12 protein-coding genes are annotated in these 20,449 nt (G+C 73.2%); 5 read left to right on the top strand and 7 right to left on the bottom strand.

Annotation, left to right across the window (positions count from 1 at the left end; genetic code table 11):
* Nucleotides 1-23: 23 nt before the first annotated feature.
* Together ftsX and ftsE are read right to left on the bottom strand one after the other, a co-directional pair.
* Nucleotides 24-941 carry a permease-like cell division protein FtsX gene (ftsX, locus tag ABD358_RS11310; protein WP_344630797.1) on the bottom strand — a complete coding sequence of 306 codons (918 nt, stop codon included), beginning with the start codon at nucleotides 939-941 and terminating at the stop codon, nucleotides 24-26.
* A 9-nt stretch (nucleotides 942-950) separates the two neighbouring features.
* Nucleotides 951-1,640, bottom strand: a complete 690-nt coding sequence (ftsE, locus tag ABD358_RS11305) for a cell division ATP-binding protein FtsE (RefSeq protein ID WP_344328074.1) — start codon at nucleotides 1,638-1,640, stop codon at nucleotides 951-953.
* A gap of 304 nt (nucleotides 1,641-1,944) precedes the next feature.
* On the opposite strand from ftsE, the gene ABD358_RS11300 reads away from it, so the two are divergent.
* Nucleotides 1,945-2,148 carry a hypothetical protein gene (locus tag ABD358_RS11300; protein ID WP_344630796.1) on the top strand — a complete coding sequence of 68 codons (204 nt, stop codon included), beginning with the start codon at nucleotides 1,945-1,947 and terminating at the stop codon, nucleotides 2,146-2,148.
* A 204-nt stretch (nucleotides 2,149-2,352) separates the two neighbouring features.
* Here ABD358_RS11300 and ABD358_RS11295 read toward each other — a convergent pair whose 3' ends face one another.
* The 4 genes from ABD358_RS11295 to ABD358_RS11280 form a co-directional block, all read right to left on the bottom strand.
* Nucleotides 2,353-3,084: a hypothetical protein gene (locus ABD358_RS11295; RefSeq protein ID WP_344630795.1), complete on the bottom strand. Its 732-nt coding sequence runs from the start codon at nucleotides 3,082-3,084 to the stop codon at nucleotides 2,353-2,355.
* A gap of 283 nt (nucleotides 3,085-3,367) precedes the next feature.
* Entirely contained in the window at nucleotides 3,368-4,495 is a 1,128-nt protein-coding gene (prfB, locus tag ABD358_RS11290) for a peptide chain release factor 2 (protein WP_344630794.1), read from the bottom strand.
* A 102-nt stretch (nucleotides 4,496-4,597) separates the two neighbouring features.
* Nucleotides 4,598-5,851 (bottom strand): serine/threonine-protein kinase, encoded by a 1,254-nt coding sequence (locus tag ABD358_RS11285; protein WP_344630793.1) that lies wholly within the window; start codon nucleotides 5,849-5,851, stop codon nucleotides 4,598-4,600.
* A gap of 147 nt (nucleotides 5,852-5,998) precedes the next feature.
* Nucleotides 5,999-7,816: a serine/threonine-protein kinase gene (locus ABD358_RS11280; protein WP_344630792.1), complete on the bottom strand. Its 1,818-nt coding sequence runs from the start codon at nucleotides 7,814-7,816 to the stop codon at nucleotides 5,999-6,001.
* 478 nt (nucleotides 7,817-8,294) lie between these two features.
* Here ABD358_RS11280 and ABD358_RS11275 point away from each other — a divergent pair, with 478 nt between their 5' ends.
* The 4 genes from ABD358_RS11275 (at nucleotide 8,295) to ABD358_RS11260 (ending at nucleotide 15,312) form a co-directional block, all read left to right on the top strand.
* Nucleotides 8,295-11,381 carry an FtsK/SpoIIIE domain-containing protein gene (locus ABD358_RS11275; protein WP_344630912.1) on the top strand — a complete coding sequence of 1,029 codons (3,087 nt, stop codon included), beginning with the start codon at nucleotides 8,295-8,297 and terminating at the stop codon, nucleotides 11,379-11,381.
* Nucleotides 11,382-11,615: 234 nt separating this feature from the next.
* On the top strand, nucleotides 11,616-12,998 hold the full coding sequence (locus ABD358_RS11270; RefSeq protein ID WP_344630791.1) for an ABC transporter substrate-binding protein: 1,383 nt from the start codon (nucleotides 11,616-11,618) through the stop codon (nucleotides 12,996-12,998).
* Between the two features lie 20 nt (nucleotides 12,999-13,018).
* The gene (locus ABD358_RS11265; RefSeq protein ID WP_344630790.1) at nucleotides 13,019-14,383 is read left to right on the top strand and encodes an ABC transporter permease; all 1,365 of its coding nucleotides are present in this window, start codon (nucleotides 13,019-13,021) and stop codon (nucleotides 14,381-14,383) included.
* The gene (locus ABD358_RS11260; protein WP_425576300.1) at nucleotides 14,380-15,312 is read left to right on the top strand and encodes a carbohydrate ABC transporter permease; all 933 of its coding nucleotides are present in this window, start codon (nucleotides 14,380-14,382) and stop codon (nucleotides 15,310-15,312) included. The genes ABD358_RS11265 and ABD358_RS11260 overlap by 4 nt, the downstream gene beginning before the upstream one ends.
* 77 nt (nucleotides 15,313-15,389) lie before the next feature.
* Here the strand turns inward: ABD358_RS11260 and ABD358_RS11255 are convergent, their stop codons facing one another.
* Nucleotides 15,390-20,384, bottom strand: coding sequence for an NAD-glutamate dehydrogenase (locus tag ABD358_RS11255; protein ID WP_344630789.1), 4,995 nt, complete (start codon nucleotides 20,382-20,384; stop codon nucleotides 15,390-15,392).
* Nucleotides 20,385-20,449 lie beyond the last annotated feature (65 nt).

Here is a 20,449-nt window from a genome sequence, read left to right as displayed (position 1 = left end):
GCGCCCCGGGTTCACGCCCCTCGTCACACCTTCAGGTACTTACGCAGGGTGAAGAAGGCGGCCAGCGAGGGCATCAGCACACCGACCACGAAGACCAGCGGGAGCACCTTGAACAGGGCGTCCCAGCCGATGAAGTTGATCAGCGGCATCTGCTCGGCCAGGGCGAGGCCCCCGTCGATCAGGAGGTAGCGGCTGACCACCAGCAGCACGGTGGCCCCGACGGCGCCCAGCAGGCCCGCGAAGGCGGCCTCCGCGATGAACGGCATCTGGATGTAGAAGCTGGAGGCGCCCACCAGCCGCATGATCCCCGTCTCCCGGCGCCGGCTGAACGCCGCCACCCGCACGGTGTTGACGATCAGCAGCAGGGCGACGATCAGCATCAGGCCCATCAGGCCGAGGGCCGCCCAGTTCATGCCGTTGAGCATCCGGAAGAGGTTCTCCAGGAGGTTCCTCTGGTCCTGCACCTCCTGGACGCCCTCACGGCCGGAGAAGGCGGTGCTGATGACCTCGAACTTGGTCGGGTCCTTCAGCTTGACGCGGTAGGACTCCTGCATCTGGTCCGGGGTCAGCGAATCGGCCAGCGGGGAGTCCTTGAACTGCTCCTGGTAGTGCTTGTACGCCTGCTCCGCGGTCTCGTGGTAGACCCGGTCGACGATGTCGAGCTTCTTGAGGTCCGCCAGGATCTGCCGCTTCTGCTGCGCGGTGACCGCTCCCCTGGTGCAGTTGGGGTCGGTCTCGGCGTCGTTCTCGTTGCAGAGGTAGATCGACACCTGGACCTTGTCGTACCAGTACCCCTTCATGCTGTCGACCTGCTCGCGGGCGAGCAGCGCACCGCCGAGCAGGGCCAGCGAGAGGGCGACGGAGACGATCACCGCGAAGGTCATCGTGAGGTTGCGACGGAGACCGACGCCGATCTCCGACAGTACGAACTGGGCGCGCATGGCGTCCTTTCAGTGCTGGTAGCCGTAGACACCGCGCGACTGGTCGCGCACGAGACGGCCCTTCTCTAGTTCGATCACGCGCTTGCGCATCTGGTCGACGATCTGCTGGTCGTGGGTGGCCATGACCACGGTCGCCCCGGTGCGGTTGATCCGGTCCAGCAGCTTCATGATGCCGACGGAGGTCTGCGGGTCGAGGTTGCCGGTCGGCTCATCGGCGATGAGCAGCTTCGGCTTGTTGACGAACGCCCGGGCGATGGCGACGCGCTGCTGCTCACCACCGGACAGCTCGCCGGGCATGCGGTCCTCCTTGCCCGCGAGACCGACCAGGTCGAGCACCTGGGGGACGGACTTGCGGATGTCGCCGCGCGACCTGCCGATCACTTCCAGGGCGAAGGCGACGTTCTCCCCCACCGTCTTGTTGGGGAGCAGCCGGAAGTCCTGGAAGACGGTGCCGATCTGGCGCCGCATGTGCGGCACCTTCCAGTTGGACAGGCGGGCGAGGTCCTTGCCGAGGACGTGCACCTGCCCGTGGCTGGCGCGCTCCTCGCGGAGGATCAGCCGCAGGAAGGTGGACTTGCCCGAGCCGGATGAGCCCACCAGGAAGACGAACTCGCCGCGCTCGATCTCCAGCGAGACGTCGCGGAGGGCGGGGCGGTTCTGCTTGGGGTAGAACTTCGAGACGTTGTCGAATCGGATCACGGATTTACACCACGTCGACCTGGGTAGGGGCAGCGGGAGCCGCGGAGTGGTTCCCCGTCGGTGGGGTGACACTACGCGATGCGCGGCGAGGGCCGCAGTCGGCATCCGGTGTTGACGGGTTTGCCCACCGGAACATCAGGCACAATCCAGGCATTGACCGCCACCCTCTGCGCTCCGGGGCCGCTCCTGGCACAGTGGAGGCGGTGGAGGCGTCCCTTCCGGGCCCTCCGGGAACAATGTGGGACAACGGACCGGGAACAGAACGCCGCCCGGCGGCGTTGGCGCTACATAAGGAGGACATCGCATGACGTGCGACCGACTGGTGTGCGCCAACTGCGCAGGGCCGGTGAGCGAGGGCCGTTGCAAGGTGTGCCGCGCACACCGCGAGCGGTTCCACCAGGAGAACGGGCTGTTCTCGGTGCTGGGATCCCTTTCCCCGGCGGCGCTGGCCGCCCTGCTGCTCACCCTGATCGCGGTGGCCCTGCTGGCGCGCCAGGCGACGGCGTAGCCCGCCGCGAGGGCCCCCGGGGCCCGCACCCGCCCCGCCGGCGCCGCCGAGGCCCGGACAGCGGGCGGGGAACACCACGGACATCCGAGACACCCACGAGAGCCCGACACCCGCGAGGGCCCGGGGCGCGTACGCGCCCCGGGCCCTCGTCCGCGTTTCCGCGTTCCGTCACCGGCTGTGACGGACGCGTACCGAGCGGGTGGTTCAGGCGGCCGTGCGGCGGCCCGCCATGCGCGGCATCAGCCGGAAGGCGACACCGCCCGCGATCATCGTCGCGGCACCGATCAGGAGGAAGGCCGTCTCGGTGGCACCGGTCTCGGCCAGCTCCTCCTTCGGCTTCTCCTGGCTGATCGGCTTGGTGCCCACCGAGTCGGTGTCGGTGCCGTCGCCGCAGCTCACGGAGTCCTCGTCCAGGACGCAGGTGTTGGGGTCGTCCCCGCCGTCGCCCGAACCGCCGGTGGCACCGCCGTCGGCACCCGGGTCACCCGGCCCGGGTTCCGGCTCGGGCTCCGGCTCCGGCTCGGGCTCGGGCTCGGGCTCCGGCTCCGGCTCCGGCTCGGGTTCCGGCTCCGGCTCGGGTTCCGGCTCGGGCTCGGGCTCGGGCTCCGGCTCCGGCTCGGGCTCCGGGTCGGCGCCGGTGGTGGTGCCCTGGTTCTCGTTGCCCTGGTTGGTGTTGCCCTGGTTGGTGTTGCCCTGGTTCTCGTTGCCCTGGTTGGTGTTGCCCTGGTTCTCGTTGCCCTGGTTGGTGTTGCCCTGGGTGATGCCTTCCAGGGCACCCTCGGTGGCGCCCTCGGTCTCGCCCATCACGCCGAATTCCAGGGCCGCGCCGACCTCCAGCGCCGAGGCGGTGCCGACGGCGGTCAGGGACGCACCGGCCAGGAACACCGCACCCGCGGCGACACGCGCGACACGCAGCCGCGTCGTGGATTTCGTCATATGCCAACTACCCCCAGTAGTGGTCATCGTCAGTGGGGCAGCCGTGCGGAGCTTCCTGCGTGCCGGGGGGTGTCATGCGCCGAGCCGTCCGGCGATCGTCGATCGGGCTCTGCCCGCCCCCGTGCCCACGCGCCCCGAACACGCGCATGCCAAACCGCATGCTTTCCCAGCCGTCGCACCGCCGTCAAGCCGGGCCAAACCGAAATGTCCAGTACGGAAGGGCACTTGGGGAGTATCCGGTCCGGGTTGTGACCGGACCGCGACATACGGGACCGGCCGGGGATCAGCCGACGTTCTGCTTCTGTTCCTGCTCCTGCTGCTTGCGCCAGCGGATGCCCGCCTCCAGGAAGCCGTCGATGTCGCCGTCGAGAACGGCCTGGGGGTTGCCGACCTCGTAGTCGGTGCGGAGGTCCTTGACCATCTGGTACGGCTGGAGGACGTACGAACGCATCTGGTTGCCCCAGGAGTTGCCGCCGTCGCCCTTGAGGGCGTCCATCTTGGCCTGCTCCTCCGCCCGGCGGTGCGCCAGGAGGCGGGCCTGGAGGACGCGCATGGCGGCGGCGCGGTTCTGGATCTGGGACTTCTCGTTCTGGCAGGAGACCACGATGCCGGTCGGCAGGTGCGTGATCCGGACCGCCGAGTCGGTGGTGTTGACCGACTGGCCGCCGGGGCCGGAGGAGCGGAACACGTCGATGCGGATCTCGTTCTCCGGGATCTCGATGTGGTCCGTCTGCTCCACGACCGGCAGCACCTCGACGCCCGCGAAGGACGTCTGGCGGCGGCCCTGGTTGTCGAAGGGCGAGATGCGCACCATGCGGTGGGTGCCCTGCTCGACGGAGAGGGTGCCGTAGGCGTAGGGGGCCTTGACCGTGAAGGTGGTGGACTTGATGCCCGCCTCCTCGGCGTAGGAGGTGTCGAGGACCTCCGTCGGGTAGCCCTTGCGCTCGGCCCAGCGCAGGTACATCCGCATGAGCTGCTCGGCGAAGTCGGCGGCGTCCACGCCGCCCGCCTCGGCGCGGATGCTGACCATGGCCTCGCGGGGGTCGTACTCGCCGGAGAGCAGGGTGCGGACCTCGAGCTCGTCCACGGCCTTCTGGACCGACTTCAGCTCGGCCTCGGCCTCGGCCCGGGCGTCGGCGTCGTTCTCGGCCTCGGCCAGCTCGAACAGCACCTCCAGGTCGTCGATCCGGCCGTGCAGCTCCTCCACCTTGCGGAGCTGCCCCTGGAGGAAGGAGAGCCTGCTGGTGACCTGCTGGGCGTTATCGGGGTCGTCCCAGAGGGAAGGAGCCGCCGCCTGCTCTTCGAGCGCGGCGATGTCGGCCCTCATCTTGTCGAGGTCCAGGACGGCCTCGATCGACTCCATGGTCGAGGTGAGGGACTTCAGTGTTTCGGATACGTCGACGACTGCCACGCATCCAGACTAACGGCTGGAGGAGGCGTTGCCGCCGTCCCGGCGGCCGCCCCCGACCGGCCGGTAACCGGGCGGATGCCCCGAAAGGGGCATCCGCCCTGGTCAGGACCCTTCCGGCTGGTCGCTCTCCGAGCGGGAGGGAACCGCGGGACCGTCGTCCCCGCCGCCGGCCAGGGCCAGCCAGCCGCCCACCCCCAGCGCCGCCGCGACGGCCGTGGCCGTGACGCCCAGCCGGATGCGGCGGCGGCGCTCGGCCGCCCGGTGCCGTGCGGAGCCGGCCCGCGGGATGCCCGGCATACGGGGGGCGCGGGCCGTGCCGTGGGCGCCGCCCGCCAGCTCGTCCGCGCCGGGGACGCGCATGCTGGTGTGGGTGTCGCGGGTGGAGTCGGGCGCGGAGCCGTGCACGAGCGGGACGGCGCCGCGCGCGGGGGCGTCGTACGGCTCGGCGGCGTACTGCGCGCTCTCGTAGCCGCCGTACTCCCCGTACGGTTCCGGCTCCGGCTCCGGCTCGTCGATGTCGAGCGGCGGGAGACCGGCCAGCGCAGGGAGCTGCTCCCGCAGCCGCGCCGCCAGCTCCGAGGCGCGCAGCCGGGAGGCGGGGGCCTTGGCCAGGCACTGGTGGACGATCTGCCACAGCTCGTCCGGGACGCCCGGCAGCGGGGCGACGCGCTCGGTGACGTGCCGCCGCAGGACGGCGCCGGGGTGCCCGCCGCCGAAGGGCGTGAAGCCGGCGAGCAGCTCGTAGAGCACCGTGGCCAGGGCGTAGACGTCGACGGAGGCCCGCGGCGGCAGGCCCTCGACGATCTCGGGGGCGACGTAGTCGGGGGTGCCGACCACCCGGCTGCCGTTGCCGCGGCTGGGCGCGTCGATCAGTTTGGCGATGCCGAAGTCGGTGAGCAGCGCGGGCGGCGCGCCGCCCGGGCCGGCCGGGGCGTGGACGTCGAGCAGGACGTTCTCGGGCTTGACGTCGCGGTGGACGATCCCGGCCGCGTGGGCGGCGGCCAGCGCGTCGGCGACGTCGGCGGCGACGGCCACCGCCACCTGCGGCGCGAGGCGGCGCTCGCGCTCCAGCCGGGTGCGCAGGTCCGTGCCGCGCACGAGGTCCATGACGAGGGCGAGGTCGTTGCCGTCGACCACCAGGTCGCGCACGCCCACGACGCGCGGGTGGTTCAGTCCGAGCAGCGCGGTGCGCTCCTGGACGAAGCGGCCCACCAGCTCCTGGTCCGCGGCCAGGTCCTCGCGGAGCAGCTTGATGGCGACGGGCCCCTGCGGCCCCTCGCCCAGCCACACCGTGCCGGCGCTGCCGCGACCCAGGATCTGGTGGGCGGTGTACCGACTGCCGATCTTCCGTGACATGGCGACAAAACTACGCGGCCGAAGGGGTGTCATGCCCCTCGGATGGCGGCAACCGTCACCGTGGCGGCGGAAATCCGGGCCCGAAAGTCGACAAAGCGCCTGAGTCGCCGCCCTGCCGTCGCCCTGCCCGCCGTCCCGGCCGCCGGCTCAGCCGTTGCCGCCCGGGACGTCCGGCAGGTTGTCCTGCACGTCCTGGATGCCGTCCTGCACGTCCTGGATGTCGTTCTGGACGTCCTTGACGTTGTCGGCGGCCTCCTGGCCGGCGCCCACCAGGTTCTCCAGCCACGTCCAGGCGTCGTCGAACCAGGCCTTGGTGTCCTCCCAGAACTGCCTGCCCTGGTCCCACCACTCGGGCAGCGGCGTGAAGTTCCACACCAGGACGCAGACCAGGACGACGATCAGCACCATGAACAGGCAGCCCTTGAGGCAGCCGAGCCCGGGGATGCGCATGGGGCTGGAGCTGCGCTGCCGCGGCTGCCGGGGGGCGCGCTGGGGCGCGGACGGGCGCGGGGGCTCGTACCGCTGCGGCTGCGGCTCGGGCCGCCGGGGCGGGGCGGGCGTGTACGGCTGCTGCTGCGGTTGCGCCTGCCGCCGGCGCGGCTGGGGCGCCGGCTGGGGTGTCGGCTGCGGCTGCTGCCGCGGGGGCTGGGGAGGCTGCTGGGGCTGCGGGGCCGGGCGGCGCCGGGGACGGCGGCGCAGCGGGTCCAGCTCCGGGTCGAGCGGCTGGAACTGGGTCTGCTCGTTGCGGTCCCGCGCGGCGCGCAACTGGTTCTGCCAGGGGTGCGGGTCCTCCGGCCGCGGCCCGTCGCCCTGTCCGGGCGGGCCGCCCGGCACGGGCGGCAGGACACGGGTGGCGTCGGCGTCGGAACCGCCCCGGCCCCCTCCCTGCCCCGGGCCGCCCGTCTGCGGCAGGACGCTGGTGGCGGCCTCGGGATCGTGCGCGGGGCCGCCCCCGGGACCGCCCGACGCCGGCAGCACCTGGGTGGGGTCCGACGCGCCGGGCGGGACGGCCGGGCCCTGCGGCCCCCCGGGCACCGGGGCGGGCGACGGGTCGGGGCCCAGCAGCGCGGCGACGCCCATCGCCGCCTCGGCCTGCTCGGGCGTGGCGTGCACCCCGACGCCCGCGGCGACCGTCCGCAGGGCGCGGGCGAGGTTCTCCGCGCCGGGCCGCTCGTCGGGGTTCTTGCGCAGACAGCGCTCGATGACCGTCCACAGCGGCAGGGGCACGTTGCCGGGGCGCTGCGGCTCCTCGGTCAGATGCCGCTGGATGACCTCCAGGGAGGTGCCGCCGCCGAACGGCGGTCTGCCGGTGACCAGCTCGTACAGCAGGATGCCCGCGCCGTAGATGTCCACCGCGGAGGTCTGCGGCCGTCCCTCGGCGGACTCGGGCGCCACGTACGCCGGGGTGCCGACGAACTCGTGGGTGCGGGTCAGCCCCGGGGAGTCGGCGAGGCGCGCGATGCCGAAGTCGGTGAGCATCGGGCGCAGACCCGCCGGATCGTCCTCGGACCCGGCGAGCAGCACGTTGGCCGGTTTCAGATCCCGGTGGACGATCCCGTCGGCGTGGCTGGCGGCCAGCGCGTCGGCGATCTGGGCGGTCAGCAGCGCGGCGGCGACCGGTGAGAGGGGCCCGTTCTCGCGCAGGTAGCGGTGGAGGTCCGGCCCGTCGATCAGGTCCATGACGAGGGCGAGCAGGTCGCCCTCGACCACCAGGTCGCGGGTGCGGACGATGTTGGGGTGGGTGAGTCGGAGCAGGACGGAGCGCTCGCGCAGGAAGCGCATCACCACGTCCGGATCGTGCGCCAGCTCCTCCTTGAGCACCTTGATCGCGACCGTCTCGCCGGGATGCCCGGCCACGGCCGCCTCGGCGCCCGCCGCTTCCCTCTGACGCGCACGCCAGACGGTGCCCGTCGCGCCGCGTCCGAGCGGCTCTTCGAGCAGGTACTTGCTGCCTACCGGCCGCACGTCTGCGCTCCCTGGTCGTGATCGGTGCTCCCGGGCGCCCCCGGCGGGCGCCCCGTCGGCCCACTGTAATGCCGAGGGGAAGGAGGTCCTACGGGCCGGGACGCACCGGACGGGGCCGGTTCGCCCGGTGCCGGACCCCTTCCCGTCTTCTCCCGGTTCCTCCCCCGCCTCCGTCCTTTCTCCGCCCTTTCTCCGCATTCCGGCCGTTCCGGTTCCGTTCCCCGCCGCTCCCCGGCGTCCTCCGGGCCGTTCCGCCGTCCTCCGTCTGGGACGCACCGCACCGGTGGGCGGTTGCCCCACGGCGGCCACCGGGCAGCGGTCCGCATCGGAGGGAAACGCTCAGCGGACAGGCAATTACCGGCCACATTTGCGAGCACAGCCGACCAATCAAGATCATTCGATCGGGGACCGCGGGCGCGGTGACAGTGGACGGTGCGAGGATGCACCCAGCATCACAGGACTGAAGGGGCCGATGTCGATGCAGATCCGGCTGACTGTCCTCGGGCCGCGGGGCGGCTCCGCGGAACAGACCGCGAGCGGGTGCGACGTGCTGGTGACCGCCCCTCCCGGTACCGCCCTCTCCGCCGTGACCGGCGCCCTCGCGGCCACCGCCGCCTCGGCCGGCGTCGCCCCCGCCGCCGGCTCCGGGGACGCGGTGCCGGTGTTCGCCGGAGCCCAGCGGCTGGACCCGGCGCGCCAGATCCTCGGGGTTCCGCCGCTGGTGGACGGCGCGGTGGTCTCCCTGTACGGGCCTGCCGCCCCCTGGGGCCACGGCCCGGCGCCCGCCGGCACCCGCGCCCGGCTGCACGTGGTCGCCGGGCCGGACGCGGGCGGCGTCCACCTGCTGCGGGGCGGGCAGGTGCGCGTGGGCCGCTCCGCCGAGGCCGACGTGCCGCTGGACGACCCGGACGTCTCCCGGCTGCACTGCCTGGTCACCGTGGCCGACACCGGCGAGGTGACCGTCACCGACCTGGCCTCCACCAACGGCACGACGGTGGACGGCGTCCCCGTCCACGACCGTCCCGTCCCCCTCCCGCCGGGCGCGACGCTGCGGCTGGGCGAGTCCGCCGTGCGGCTGCGGGCCGAGCCCGGCGCGGACGGCGCACCGGGCGCACCGTCCGCACCGTCCGCCCTGCCCACCGTCCCGGACGGCGAGGGCCGGCTGCGGATCGCCCCGGACACGGCCACCACGGCCGGGACGGGCGCCTCCCCCCTGCGTCCCGCCCGGCCCCAGGCGCCCGCCGGCGGAACGGTCGCCGGGCTGGGCCGTGCGACGCTCCCCGCCGCGCCGGACGGGCCGGCCACCCCGTACGTGCCCGGCCGCGGCGGGACGCCCGGGGAGACCGGGCACGGGCACACCGGCCACCACCCCTTCCCCGGCGGCGGGGGCACCCACGGCGCCGGGGTCGTCCGGCCGCGCGGCGGGGCTCCGGGCGAGCGGCGCGGGCGCGGCGGTCTGGGCGCCTGGACGCGGTGGCTCACCGGAGGCCGGACGGAGGGGGACGACCGGGCGGGGACGGCGTGGCCGGCCGCCCCGTCGTCCGCCGCGGCGCCGCCGGACGACGAGCGGTGGCCCGACCCGTCGGAGATCCTGCTCACCGCGCTGGGGCCGGGCCCCCGGCTGTGGGAGCGCGGCCCGGGCCACCCCGACGCGCTGGCCGTCCGTCTCGGCACCACCCGCCGCGCGGGCGGGGGCGTCGCCCCGGTCACCGTCGGCCTGCGGGAGTCCGGTTCGCTGGGGCTGGCGGGCCCCCGGGCCCGGCTGCTGCCGCTGGCGCGCTCGGTGCTCGCCCAGCTCGCCGCCCTCCACGGACCCGGCAGCCTGGAGATCGTGCTGCTGGCCCCGGACCGGGCGCACGCGGACTGGTCCTGGCTCGGCTGGCTGCCGCACCTGCGGCCGGCCCGCGGCCAGGACTGCCGCCTGCTGCTGGCCTACGACCACGAGCAGGCCGCCGCCCGCACCGGGGAGCTGCTCCGGCTGCTGGACGAGCGGCCGGAGCAGCGGGATCCGGGCACCGGCCCCCTGACGGTCGCCGTGGTCGACGGCGACCCCGGAACGGCCGAGCTGCGCGAGGCCGTGGAGCGGCTGGCGGCCCACGGGCCGACCGCCGGCGTCCACCTGCTGTGCCTGGCCGAGACCCCGGCCGCCACCCCCGCCTCCCCGCTCGCCGTCACCCTGGAGGCCGCGGCCGCCGCCTCCCCCGCCTTCCGGCTCTGCGGCACCACCGGCCTGCTCAGCGGCGACGTCGCCACGGCGGTCCGGGTGGTGCGCCGCGGCGCGGACCCGGCCGACGCCCCCGTGGCGACCGTGGACGGCGTCTCGGACGCCTGGGCCGAGCGCCTGGCGCGGGCGCTGGCCCCGCTGCGCGAGGCGGACGAGGGCGGCGGCGCGGCGTCGGCCCGTCCCGCACCGCTGCCGGCGAGCTCCCGCCTCCTGGAGGAACTGGGCCTGGCCCGGGCCACGCCCGCCGCGCTGCTGGCCCGCTGGACCGATCCGGGGGACCCGGCCGCTCCCCCGGCGCCGGCCGGACCGCGGGCCGGCGCGGTCCTCGGCGCCGGGCCGCGCGGCCCGGTGAGCGCGGACCTGGTGGCGGCCGGCGGCCCCGTGCTGGTCAGCGGCGCGGCCGGGACGGGCAAGACGGAACTGCTGCGCTCGCTGGCCGCCTCGCTGGCCGCCGGGGAGCGCCCCGACCGGCTCTCCCTGGTCCTCGTGGACGGCGACGGGGACGGCCTGCGGATCTGCGGCGACCTGCCGCACGCCTCGACGTACCTGGCCGCCGGCGACCCGGTGCGGATGCGGGAGTTCGCCCAGGCCCTCAGCGGCGAGCTGAAGCGCCGCGCGGAGCTGCTCGGCGACCACTCCTACGAGGCGCACGCGGCGCTGGAGGCCCGGCGGGCCGTCGCCGCCGGCGCCGTCGCCCGGGTGGTCGCGCAGCGCCGGGCCGGCGACGGCCTCCCCACGGGCGGGACGGGCCCGGCCCCGCGGTCCGAGACCGGTCTCGGCGCCCTCAAGCTCCGGGCCCGCGGCCAGGCCCCGGCGCCGGCCGCTTCCGGACCGCTGCCGCGTCTGGTGGTCCTCGTCGACGACTTCGACACGCTGGTCGATCCCGCCCTGGGCAACCCCGGCCGTCCCGCGGCCGGTTCGGTGGTCCGGGCGCTGGAGGCCGTGGCGCGGGACGGCGCCCGGCTGGGGATGCACCTGGTGGCCGCCACCGGCCGCCCGGACCGCACGGCACGGACCGCTGCGGACCGGGGGGCGGCGCTGCGGGTGTCGCTGGGCTCCGACGACCCCGACGGCGGGCCGCAGCCCGGGCGCGGTGTGCTGCACCTGCCCGACGGCTCGTCGACCGCCTTCCAGACGGGCCGGGTGACGGGCCGTATACCGAGGACCGCGACCCTGCGGCCGACGGTGGTCCCCCTGGACTGGGCCCGGGCCGGTGACCCGCCCGCCCGCAGGCCCGTCCGCGAACTCGGCAACGGGCCCACCGATCTGGCGCTGCTGGCCAGCGCGATCGAGCGCGCCGCGCGCGAGGCCGGCGCCGCGGCCGCCCCGCCGCTCCTGTGACGGCGGCGCGCCGAACGGCTCCGGGACACCCCGGGAAACCCTGTGACACCGGCCAAAGCACTTAACTAGAAAGGGAGTTGGGAAACCCGAGGATCACGACACGGTCACGAACAGCGGGTTGACACGTAAACCGCTATTGCCCGGCAAGGTGTCGGGGCGTAGGACTGATCACACGGGACGTACGGCACGGCCGGCCGACCACCGGCCGGCGCCCACAGTTGGGGACGGTGAGCAATGCGCACTTCTGTCCATGCAACTCGATCGCGGGCCGCGAGAGCGGGCGCCGCACTGGTCGCGGCACTGGCTCTCTCCCTCACCGCGGCCTGCGGCGGGGGGAGCGGAGACGGGGACGGCGACAAGGGGCCCGGGAAGAGCACCCAGAGCCGGAAACCCACCGTCGACCTCCCCAAGCTGGACGGGGAGAGCCTCCAGGTCGCCGCGGTCTGGACCGGTGAGGAGCAGAAGAGGTTCGGCAAGGTCCTGGAGGAGTTCGAGAAGCGCACGGGCGCGGAGGTCGACCTCGTGCCGACCGGCGACAACGTGGCCACCTTCCTCGGCTCCAAGATCGAGGGCGGCGCGCCGCCGGACGTGGCGATGCTGCCCCAGGTCGGCGTGCTCAAGCAGTTCGCCGAGAAGGGCTGGCTCAAGCCGCTCGACGACGCCACCCGCGAACAGCTCGACAAGAACTTCTCCCAGGGCTGGCGGGACCTCGGCGCCCACGAGGGCGAGCAGTACGGCGTCTACTTCAAGGCCGCCAACAAGTCCCTGGTCTGGTACAACACCACCGCCTTCGAGAACGCGGGCGTGAGCGAGCCCAAGACCTGGGACGAGTTCCTCGAGACCGCCCGGACGATCTCCGACTCCGGCGTCCAGCCGGTCTCGGTCGGCGGCGCGGACGGCTGGACGCTCACCGACTGGTTCGAGAACATCTACCTCTCCCAGGCGGGCCCCGAGAAGTACGACCGGCTCGCCAGGCACGAGATCAAGTGGACCGACCCCTCCGTCAAGGAGGCCCTGACCACCCTCGGCGAGCTGTTCGGCGAGAAGCGGCTGCTCGCGGGCGGCAACAGCGGCGCGCTGCGGACGGAGTTCCCCAAGTCCGTCACCCAGGTCTTCGCCGACCCCCAGGCCCCGAAGGCCGCGATGGTCTACGAGGGCGACTTCGTCGCCGTCAACATCGCCGACACCGAGGCGAAGATCGGCGAGGACGCCAAGGTCTTCCCCTTCCCGGCGGTCGGTGACAAGGCCCCCGTGGTCAGCGCCGGCGACGCGGCGGTGGCGCTGAAGGACGGCAAGGGCGCCCACGCCCTGCTCACCTTCCTGGCCTCCACCGACGCCGCGGCGATCTGGGCCGAGCAGGGCGGCTTCATCTCCCCCAACAAGGAGCTGGACACCTCCGCCTACCCCGACGAGGTGCAGCGCGACATCGCCGAGGCGCTGATCGCCGCGGGCGACGACTTCCGCTTCGACATGTCCGACCAGGCGCCGGCCTCCTTCGGCGGCACCAAGGGCGAGGGCGAGTGGAAGGCGCTCCAGGACTTCCTGGCCGACCCCGAGGACGTGGAGGGCGCCCAGCGCGAGCTGGAGGCCGCCGCGGCCAAGGCGTACGGCGACTGACGCGGGACGGAGCGACTGCCATGTCGACCGCCACAGCGGGCGGCCCGGCGGCCCCAGGCCTGCCGGGCCCGTCCGTCCCCGAGACTCCGCGCCGGGCCTCCGTCGTCCGCACCCGCCCCTGGCTGGCCGCCTGCTTCCTGCTGCCCGCGCTGGTGCTGCTGGGCGCGCTGGTCGTCTACCCCATCGTCTACTCGGTCTACCGCAGCCTCTTCGACGCGTCCGGCACCGGCTTCGTCGGCCTGGGCAACTACGTCGAGCTGTTCACCGACGGCGGCACCCTGACCGCGATCAAGAACAACGCGGTCTGGGTGGTCGTCGCCCCGACCGTCTGCACCGCACTGGGCCTGATCTTCGCGGTGCTGACCGAACGGGTGCGCTGGGGCACGGCGTTCAAACTGGTCATCTTCATGCCCATGGCCATCTCGATGCTGGCCGCGGGCATCATCTTCCGCCTGGTGTACGAGCAGGACCCGGACCGCGGCGTGGCCAACGCCGTCTGGGTGGGCATCCACGACACCTTCAACGAGGCCTCCGCCTGGCCCGGCGCCCGGCCCCGTCCCGACTCCGGCATCGAGGAGGCCGGAGGCGGCTCCTACGCCACCGCCGCCGCGGTGGACGCCACCGGGCCGGCCAACCTGCCGCTGGTCGGCGTGCCGCCGCAGGACCTCGCCGACGCCGCCGGGGCCAGGGCCGCCGAACCCGCCGGCGACGGCACGGTCACCGGCACGGTCTGGATGGACTTCACCAAGGGCGGCGGCGGGAAACCGAACGCCGTCGACCCGGGCGAGAAGGCCCTGGCCGGCATCACCGTCGAGGCGGTGAAGGACGGGAAGGTCGTCGCCACCGCCACCACCGGCGAGGACGGCGTCTACACCCTTCCCGCCGAGGCGGACGGCGCACGGCTGCGGCTGCCCGCCTCGAACTTCACCGAGGCCTACAACGGCATCGGCTGGCTCGGCCCGTCCCTGGTCACCCCGGCCATCATCGCCTCCTACGTGTGGATGTGGGCGGGCTTCGCGATGGTGCTGATCGCGGCCGGCCTGGCGGGCGTGCCGCGCGAACTGCTGGAGGCCGCGCGGGTGGACGGCGCGAACGAGTGGCAGGTCTTCCGCAGGATCACGGTGCCGGTGCTGGCGCCCGTGCTCGCGGTCGTCCTCGTCACCCTGATGATCAACGTGCTGAAGATCTTCGACCTCGTCTACATCATCGCCCCGGGCGCCACCCAGTCCGACGCGAACGTGCTGGCCCTCCAGCTGTACCTCACGTCCTTCGGCGCGGACGCCGACCACGGCGCGGGCAGCGCCATCGCGGTGCTGTTGCTGCTGCTGGTGGTGCCGGTGATGATCTTCAACATCCGGCGTCTGAGGAGGGAGAACCGACGGTGAGCACTCTCTCCAAGGCCACTTCCGGCCCCACCCCCGCACCCGCTCCGGCCCCCGTGAGGAAGGAGGAGGGACGGGCCCGGCGGCCGCTCGGCACGCGGATCGCGTCCCTGACCGGCCACTGGGCGGTGCGTTTCGGCCTGGTCGTGATCGCCCTGCTGTGGCTGCTGCCGACCACCGGGCTGCTGATCTCGTCCTTCCGCGACCGCTCCGACATCGCCTCCTCCGGCTGGTGGACGGCGCTGGGCGACTGGTCGCAGCTGACCGCGTCCAACTACCAGGCTCTGCTGGAGAACGACGCGATCACCGGCTCCCTGCTGACCACCCTGCTCATCACCGTCCCCTCCACGGTGCTGGTCGTGGTCATCGGCGCACTGGCCGGCTACGCCTTCGCCTGGCTGGACTTCCCCGGCCGCGACTGGTGGTTCCTGGCGGTGGTCGGGCTGCTGGTGGTGCCGGTGCAGGTCGCGCTGATCCCCGTGGCGAAGCTGTTCAACTCGCTGGGCATCTTCGAGACCACCATCGGCGTGGTGCTCTTCCACACCGCGTTCGGGCTGCCGTTCGCGATCTTCCTGCTGCGGAACTTCTTCGCGGAGATCCCGCGCGAACTGCTGGAGGCGGCCCGGCTGGACGGCGCGGGCGAGATGCGGCTGTTCACACGCGTCGTCATGCCGCTGGGCGGACCGGCGATCGCCTCACTGGGCATCTTCCAGTTCCTGTGGGTGTGGAACGACATGCTGGTGGCGCTGATCTTCGCCGACTCCGGCAACCCGCCGATCACGGTCGCCCTCCAGCAGCAGGTGCGCCAGTTCGGCAACAACATCGACGTCCTCGCCTCCGGCGCGTTCGTCTCGATGGTGATCCCGCTCGTGGTGTTCTTCGCCTTCCAGCGGCAGTTCGTCTCGGGCGTGATGGCGGGCGCGGTGAAGTGAGCCCGCCCGTGTGAGCGGTTGCGCGCGGGGGAGGGGCGGCCGGACGGCCGCCCCTCCCCCGTGTCCTTCCGCGCGTCTCAGCGGTTGCTGCGCAGCAGCGTGCGCATCGTCCGCATGGCCACCGAGAGGTTCGCCAGGTCGAACGTCTCGGACCTGCGGATCTCCTCCAGGGTGGCGCGGGCCCGGCCCAGCACGGCGGCGTTCTTCTCCTCCCAGGCCGTGAAGCGCTGGTCGGGGGTGGCGCCGCCGTCCCCGGCGGCCAGCACGTCCGCCGTGAGGAGCTGGTGGGCGGCGTAGAGGTCCTCGCGGATCGCCGCGCGGGCCATGGACTGCCAGCGGTCGGCCCGCGGCAGCTCGCTCACCCGGTCCTGGAGCTCGGTGATGCCCAGCCGGTCGGCCAGGTCGTAGTACACCTCGGCGACGTCCAGCAGCTCCCGGCCGGTGCGGTCGGCGACGGCCACCACGTCCAGGGCGGGGAAGGCGGAGGAGAAGCCCGCCACCCGCAGCGCCAGGTCGCCGGGGACGCCGGCGGCGGTCAGCTCGTCCTCGACGCTCTGGAACCACTCCAGGTCGGTGCCCCTGAGCAGCTTGGGCAGCTCGGACCAGACCACCTCCACCCGGTCCCGGAAGACCTCGACGGTCTCGGCGATCCTCAGCGGCTGCGGCCGGTTGTTCAGCAGCCAGCGGGTGCCGCGCTCGACCAGCCGCCGGGCGTGCAGCCGGATGCGGGTCTGGACCTCGGCGGCGACCGCGTTGTCCAGCCCCTCCACCTCGTCCCAGACGCGGGCCAGGCCGAAGATCTCCCGGGCCGCGACGTGCGCCCGGACGATCTCCTCCGCCGACGCCCCGGACTCCTCCTTCATCCGGTGCACCAGGGTCGACCCGCCGGTGTTGACCGTGTCGTTGACCAGGACGGTCGTGATGATCTCCCGGCGCAGCGCATGGCCCTCGACCCGCTCGGGGAAGCGCTCGCGCAGCGCGCTCGGGAAGTACGCGTGCGCCAGCCGCTGGAGGTACGGGTCGTCCGGCAGGCCGGTGTCCGCCAGCTCCTCGGAGAGGGCGATCTTGGCGTATGCGAGGAGGACCGCCAGCTCGGGCTGGGTGAGGCCGCGGCCGTGCGTCAGCCGCTCGCGGACCTGCCGGTCGGTGGGCAGGAACTCCAGCTCCCGGTCCAGCCTGCCCGCGCGGCCCAGGGTCCGCATGAACCGCTGGTGGGCGTGGAGGAGGCCGGACGCCTGCTGCATCCCGTTGGCCAGCGCGACGTTCTGCGCGTAGTTGTTGCGCAGCACCAGCTCGGCGACCTCGTCGGTCATCTCGGAGAGCAGGGCGTTGCGCTGCTTGACGGTCATGTCGCCGTCGGCGACCACCGAGTTGAGCAGGATCTTGATGTTCACCTCCAGGTCGGAGGAGTTCACGCCCGCGCTGTTGTCGATGGCGTCGGTGTTGACCCGCCCGCCCTTCATCGCGAACTCGATCCGGCCCAGCTGGGTGAGGCCCAGGTTGCCGCCCTCGCCGACGACCTTGGCCCGCAGGTCCCGGCCGTCCACGCGGATCGCGTCGTTGGCCTTGTCGCCGACGTCGGCGTGGGTCTCGGTGGACGCCTTCACATAGGTGCCGATGCCGCCGTTCCACAGCAGGTCCACCGGCGCCCTGAGGATGGCCTTCATCAGCTCGGCCGGGGTCATCTTGGTGACGCCGTCCTCGATGCCCAGCGCCTCGCGCACGTGCGCGTTGACGGGGATGGACTTGGCGCTGCGGGGGTGGATTCCGCCGCCGGGCGACAGCAGCGAGGTGTCGTAGTCCGCCCAGGACGACCGCGGCAGCTCGAACAGGCGGCGGCGCTCGGCGTAGGAGACGGCCGGGTCCGGGTCCGGGTCGAGGAAGATGTGGCGGTGGTCGAAGGCGGCCACCAGCCTGATGTGCTCGCTGAGCAGCATCCCGTTGCCGAACACGTCACCGGACATGTCGCCGATGCCGACGACCGTGAAGTCCTCGGTCTGGGTGTCGTGGCCCAGCTCGCGGAAGTGCCGCTTGACCGACTCCCAGGCGCCGCGGGCGGTGATGCCCATGGCCTTGTGGTCGTATCCGGCCGAACCGCCGGAGGCGAAGGCGTCACCGAGCCAGAAGCCGTAGGCGGTGGCGACCTCGTTGGCGATGTCGGAGAAGCTCGCGGTGCCCTTGTCCGCCGCGACGACCAGATAGGTGTCGTCGCCGTCGTGCCGCACCACGTCCTTGGGCGGCACGACCTTGCCGCCCACGAGGTTGTCGGTGATGTCGAGCATCCCGGAGATGAAGGTCTTGTAGCAGGCGATGCCCTCGGCCAGCCACGCGTCGCGGTCCACCGAGGGGTCGGGCAGCCGCTTGCCGACGAAGCCGCCCTTGGCGCCCACCGGCACGATCACCGTGTTCTTGACCTCCTGGGCCTTCACCAGGCCGAGGATCTCGGTGCGGAAGTCCTCCCGCCGGTCGGACCAGCGCAGACCGCCGCGGGCGACCTTGCCGAACCGCAGGTGCACGCCCTCCACGCGCGGCGAGTACACCCAGATCTCGTACGCCGGGCGGGGCGCGGGCAGGTCCGGGATGGCCCGCGGGTCGAACTTCATCGACACGTAGGCGTGCGGGCGCCCGGACTCGTCGCGGGGCTGGAAGTAGTTCGTGCGCAGGGTGGCCCTGATGAGGGTGAGGAACGAACGCAGGATGCGGTCCTCGTCCAGCGAGGCGACCTGGTCCAGCGCCCCGTCCAGCTCCTCCAGCAGCCCGTCGGTCAGCTCGTGGCCCGCGCTCGCGCGCTCCGGGGAGAGCCTGGCCTCGAAGAGGTTGACCAGCAGCCGGGTGGTGTGGACATTCCGGCGGAGGGTGTCCTCCATGTAGTCCTGGCTGAAGGGTGAACCGGCCTGCCGCAGGTACTTGGCGTAGGCGCGCAGCACCATCGCCTGACGCCACGTCAGACCGGCGGAGAGCACCAGCGCGTTGAAGCCGTCGCTCTCCGCGTCACCGCGCCAGACGGCGGCGAATGCCTCCTGGAAGCGCTCGCGGGCGTCGCCGTCCAGGTTCTGCGCCTGCCCCGCGGGCACGCGCAGCCCGAAGTCGTAGATCCACGCCCGGGAGCGGTCGGCGCAGCGCAGCTCGTAGGGGCGCTCGTCGACGACCTCGACGCCCAGCGCCTGGAGGATCGGCAGCACCGCGGAGAGGGAGACCGGCTCACCGGTTCGGTAGATCTTGAAGCGGCGCTCCCCGGCGGCCGCCCCGACCGGCTCGTACAGGCTGAGCGCGAAGTCGCTGACGTCCTCCCCGCTCTCCAGCCTCCTGAGGTGCTGGAGGTCGGCGACGGCCGCGCGGGGCGGGAAGTCCGCCTTGTAGCCCTCGGGGAAGGCGTGGGCGTAGCGGTGCGCCAGCCGGGAGGCCTGCTCCTCGCCCACCTCGGCGACCAGCGCCTCGGAGAAGCCGTCGTCCCAGGAGCGCGCGGCGTCGGCGAGCCGGGACTCGATGCGTTCGACGTCGGCGTCGGTCGGCTCGGCCAGGTCCGTGCCCTGCGGGACGCGGATGACGAAGTGGAGCCGCGCCAGGACCGACTCGGTGTTCCAGGCGGTGAAGTCGACGCTGGTGCCGCCCAGTTCCTCCAGGAGGATGTCGATCAGCCGCAGCCGCACGGCGGTGGTGTAGCGGTCGCGCGGGAGGTAGACCAGCGCGGAGTAGTACCGGCCGTACTCGTCCTGGCGCAGGTAGAGCCGGAGCTTGCGGCGCTCCTGGAGGTACAGCACGGAGGTGACGATGCCGCGGAGCTCGCCGGCCGGGATCTGGAAGAGCTCGTCGCGCGGGTAGGTCTCCAGGATCTGGAGCAGGTCGCGGCCGTCGTGGCTGTCGGGGGTGAAGCCGGAGGAGGCGATGACCTCCTCGACCTTGCGCCGGATGACGGGCACACGGCGCACCGACTCGGTGTAGGCGGCCGACGAGAACAGGCCGAGGAAGCGGCGCTCGCCCACCACGTTGCCCGCCTCGTCGAACTTCTTCACCCCGATGTAGTCCAGGTACGAGGGGCGGTGGACGGTGGCGCGGCTGTTGGCCTTGGTGAGCACCAGCAGCCGGTGCTCGCGGGCCTTGGCGCGGACGCCCGCGGTGAGCCGGTTGAAGGCGGGGGAGCCGCCGTGCGCCTGGTCCCCGTCCTCACCGCCGTCGCCGCCGTCGCCGTCCTGGCGCGGGTCGGAGCGCAGGATGCCCAGCCCGGTGCCGGGGACGGCGGTGAGCAGCAGCTCCTCGGCACCGTCGGCGCCGGCCTCGGAGGTCAGCTCGTACTCGCGGTAGCCGAGGAAGGTGAAGTGGTCGGAGGCGAGCCAGCGCAGCAGCTCGCGGGCCTCCTCGACCTCCTGCTCGGGCACGTCGTCCGCGATCGGCTCGTCGGGCAGCCCGTCGGCGATCCGCAGGGCCGCGGCCCGCATCTTCTGCCAGTCCTCGACCGCCTCGCGGACGTCGGACAGCACCCGCCGCAGATCTGCGGCGATTCCCCGCAGGGCGTCGTGCTCGGTCTCGCGGTCGATCTCGACATGGATCCAGGACTCCACCGCCGCGTCGTGCGGAAGGTCGTCCCGGCCCCCGGCGTCCGGCAGTTGCGGGTCGGGGCTGGTGTCCAGCACCTCCAGCAGCCTGCCGGTGACGTCGCGGCGGACGACCACCTGGGGGTGGACCACCAGGTGGATGCCGCGGTCCTGCCGGGTCAGCTCGTTGGTGACCGAGTCCACCAGGAAGGGCATGTCGTCGGTGACGATCTCGACGACGGTGTGGGTGCAGGTCCAGCCGTTCTCCTCGACCGACGGCGTGTGGACGCGGACGTTCGCGGTGCCCTGGGGCCGCTCCTGCGCCAGCCGGAGGTGGGAGACCGCGGCCCCGTAGACGTCGACCGGGTCGCGGTCGAGGAGGTCCTCGGGTGCGGTGTGCAGGTAGTAGCGCTGGAGGTACGGGCCGAGCGTCCCGGAGTCCAGACCCGGAACCGGGTGGGCTCCGGCCGGGCTCTGCTCAGCCACCCGTGCGGCTCGTTCGAGCAGTTCGGCCTTCTCTTCGTCCAGCTTGGTCTGCATGTCGTCTGGCTCCTGTCGCGCGCCGTTGCGTGACGTCAAGGTGGTGAAAGCGTGACGCCGACTCA

It is taken from the genome of Streptomyces glaucosporus, assembly GCF_039533345.1.
Classification (GTDB): Bacteria; Actinomycetota; Actinomycetes; order Streptomycetales; family Streptomycetaceae; genus Streptomyces; species Streptomyces glaucosporus.
Note: the sequence above shows the minus strand (reverse complement) of the source record. Positions and strands in the feature narration are given on the sequence as shown.